Below are 3,330 nucleotides of genomic sequence, written 5' to 3'. Positions count from 1 at the left end.
TTTGGTTTAATAATGTGTTTTGGAATGGTACTTGTTATGACACTTTATAATTTTTACCTTAATGATACATTTGGACAAATTTCTTTCTTTGGAGGAATTACTGACTTTATTTTAGGGTTTATGGTTGCCATTATTCTTGACTTGTACCTTGTTGGACCTGTAGCACAAAAAATAGCTTTTCGATTCACAGCTAATACGAATAATATGCTTTTTAAGGTTTTAACCATCTCCACATGTATGGTTATTGGAATGGCCTTTTTCATGTCCATATACGGCTTAGTCATAAGTTATGTTCACAATGGTTTTTCCTCCAACTCGATAATCAAGGATTACCTCTCAGTGTTTGGTAAAAATTTCATTGTAGCATACCCATTGCAACTTATCGTTATGGGCCCACTTGTACGTTTTATATTCACGAAGTTTATTAAAACAACTCCGAATAACTTAGTATTAAAAAATTAAAAAGGATTCATAGTACGACATTCGAAGTAGCTATTTAGAATTTATTCTTTTGGCTACTTTTGAATTAACATTCGCCCATTTGTCCCCTATTTAAACCCCAAACTGTGTAAGATGATGGTCAAGGTGCTTGTACACTCCTATGCCCCATTGCTCAGAAGTGAGTTTACCGAAAAAAGGATGAGGATGCGTGGTGCATTTCTCTGGTCCGTTATTTTGGAATAGGATTATTTTTTGTTTAAGCTGTTCTTTTTCTCGTTCAAAATCTCTAACATCTGCAATCAAAATCGTTGGAATAGTAGACATATTACGAGGTAGTGTCTTGTCATTGTACATAATTGGCTTCGCAAACCTTCCGACTATTATTCCTAGCCACCCTCTTGGTGGAAAGGAATTTCCCATGGCAATATCTTGAAAAGCCGAACAATGCGCTAGCATTTGTGCAACATTCATTTTCCCCCATTGTGGGTGCGCATTTGGAGTTAATTGATCAATACGCTTTAATACTTCTACTGAATGTATAGAATTAAAAATATTTTTCATGAGTGCGTATCCCCTTTAACCAATAATCACTATCTATTTTATATAACAATCCAATTTATTGTCACTTTTTATATAAAATAGACGTAATTCTTATTGTAGAATTACGCCCATTCATCGTTATTTTCTATTCGATCATTCCATAGCCATCTGGTGCAGGTATAGCATGTTCCGCAGATCGACTGACTGATTCCCAATCCTGCCATATGGCAATCCGTTTTTCCGCATTTTCAATAGCTAAATCGTAGACAACGCTTCCTAGAATTAATCGAAGAGGCGGATTTTCACAATTAACTAGTTTCACAATAGCTTCGGCCGCCAACTTAGGAGCACTATCAACGGATTCTGTTGCATTTTGTTTAGCCAATTCCTCACGTAATGAATCATATTCTAGTTTCTGTGTAGTGAAGCCCATTTTTAAATAAAGATTCGTCCAGTATCCCCCAGGTTCTACTATCGTTACTTTTATTCCAAAATGAGCAGCTTCCTGTGCTAAAGCCTCGCTCAATCCCTCTAAAGCAAATTTACTAGCACTGTAAACTCCCGACATAGGGCCCGTAATGAGTCCACCGATACTAGATATTTGAATAATATGACCTGAACCTTGCCCCCTTAAGTAAGGCATGACTGCTTGGCAAACCCAAACTGCTCCAAAAAAGTTCGTTTCCATTTGACTTCTTACTTCTTCTTCCTTAAATTCTTCAATCATTCCTAAAGTCATATTACCTGCATTGTTTATGACAATATCAATTTGTCCAAAATGTTTAATAGCTTCTTTTACTGTAGCAAAAACATCGCTTCTATTCGTAACATCAAGTCTTAAGGGCAACAACCTTCCTTCAAATTGGCTTTGTAACTCCTTCAGTTTTTCAATATTTCGAGCAACTCCAACTACCTTATCCCCTAACTCCAAAGCTCTTTTCGTAAATTCATATCCCAATCCACTACTAGCACCGGTAATAAACCAAACTCGTGCCGTTTTAATATGATTTCCTGTCATTAAGAATCTCCTCCGCTTCATCCTATTTTGTTAGGCTGCAATTAATTCCAATTATTATAAGAAAACAAAATCGAAAAAATAAAAAGCATAGGCAATCTGCCCATGCTCCAAACATATAGAATGATTCAATTGGATCCATCTTTATGACACTTTTTCTAAAAAAAAATAGAAAAAGCAGAGACAATGTCCCCTGGTATATAACCGTATCATGAAGGGTTTCCGTAAAAAGACAGATCTATCCTATTATCTCTGAGCATAAGCAGAGCCTTTGAACGTATAAAATTAACGATTCAAAGATAGGATATCAATCATTCGGAAGCCTCCATTCATAAAAGTTAATTCAAGTATATCACTTTACCATGATATGTAAAATAGTATTTTGATTAATTTAAGAAATTCTCCGTTAGTATTTCTCAATTTTTATTGTTATATGTTCTTTGCTTATTGTGACCTTTTCTTTTTCCGAAACTTTCTTTATAGAATCCTCCACAATTTGTTGAATTAACGTATCAGCAACTTTTACATCCTTCGGAAAACTTACGGATACAGTCAAATCTTTAAAATTACCATCGACCATTATTGCACCTATTGACTCGCTATTAAGATTCGTTTGTTCTGGAATAGATCCCATTATTTCATTATGTACTTCTGAAAAAAAACTTGATTCTGGTGATAAATTTGCATCATTTTCCTTATTCTCAGAAACATCTATCTCTTCGACTTCTGATTCTCCATTACAGCCAACCAACATAATTGAACTAAATAAAACCCCTGAAATGATTGCATTTTTCAACACTCCTATTTCCCCTTTCAAAATTAATGATATAACTCGCAAGTTTGACGCAAAGAAATAACAAAGGTTCCAAAAATTATAAAACTATTCGAACTCTTTAGAAGCCTTAATAGATGTTACTCCATAAATTTGAATCAAAATAAAAAAGGACAAATCTTTTCTAAAAAATGCGGCGTTTAATTAAGATAAATTATAATTAATGTACTTTTGACTTAAACGTAGGCTTTCAAGGTGAGAAACTCTGCCTCATGTTTAGGAAAATTGTTTTTTTATTCCAGAATCATGTAAAATATAAAAGTGCATTTAAAAAGTTATGTTCTCACTCTGTTGCGAAATGGGTTCAATTGTATCCTACCTTATTATTGGCGGATAGAACCTTGGAATTGAAGGATAACCATCAAAAAGTGGTGGATAAAATGCTCAAAGCGATGGATAGAACCCTGAAAGTGAAGGATAGCACTTAAACCAGTGGATAGAATCCCTGAATTGAAGGATAACCATCAAAAAGTGGTGGATAAAATGCTCAAAGCGATGGATA

4 protein-coding genes are annotated in these 3,330 nt (G+C 34.5%); 1 reads left to right on the top strand and 3 read right to left on the bottom strand.

Annotation, left to right across the window (positions count from 1 at the left end; all coding sequences use genetic code 11):
• The coding region (locus RT445_RS02205) for a DUF2798 domain-containing protein (RefSeq protein WP_313469561.1) at positions 1-462 on the top strand (462 nt) is incomplete at its 5' end.
• A 90-nt stretch (positions 463-552) separates the two neighbouring features.
• On the opposite strand, the gene RT445_RS02200 is transcribed toward RT445_RS02205, so the two are convergent.
• From RT445_RS02200 to RT445_RS02190, 3 genes are all read right to left on the bottom strand, one after another.
• Entirely contained in the window at positions 553-1,002 is a 450-nt protein-coding gene (locus RT445_RS02200) for a DUF1569 domain-containing protein (RefSeq protein ID WP_274796946.1), read from the bottom strand.
• A gap of 124 nt (positions 1,003-1,126) precedes the next feature.
• On the bottom strand, positions 1,127-1,999 hold the full coding sequence (locus RT445_RS02195; protein ID WP_274796945.1) for an SDR family oxidoreductase: 873 nt from the start codon (positions 1,997-1,999) through the stop codon (positions 1,127-1,129).
• Positions 2,000-2,402: 403 nt separating this feature from the next.
• Positions 2,403-2,795, bottom strand: a complete 393-nt coding sequence (locus tag RT445_RS02190; RefSeq protein WP_274796944.1) for a topoisomerase — start codon at positions 2,793-2,795, stop codon at positions 2,403-2,405.
• Between the last annotated feature and the right edge of the window lie 535 nt (positions 2,796-3,330).

Source organism: Lysinibacillus sp. (assembly GCF_032093475.1).
Taxonomy (GTDB): domain Bacteria; phylum Bacillota; class Bacilli; order Bacillales_A; family Planococcaceae; genus Lysinibacillus; species Lysinibacillus irui.
The sequence above is the reverse complement of the archived record's forward strand: the minus strand, read 5'-3'. Positions and strand labels throughout refer to the sequence as shown.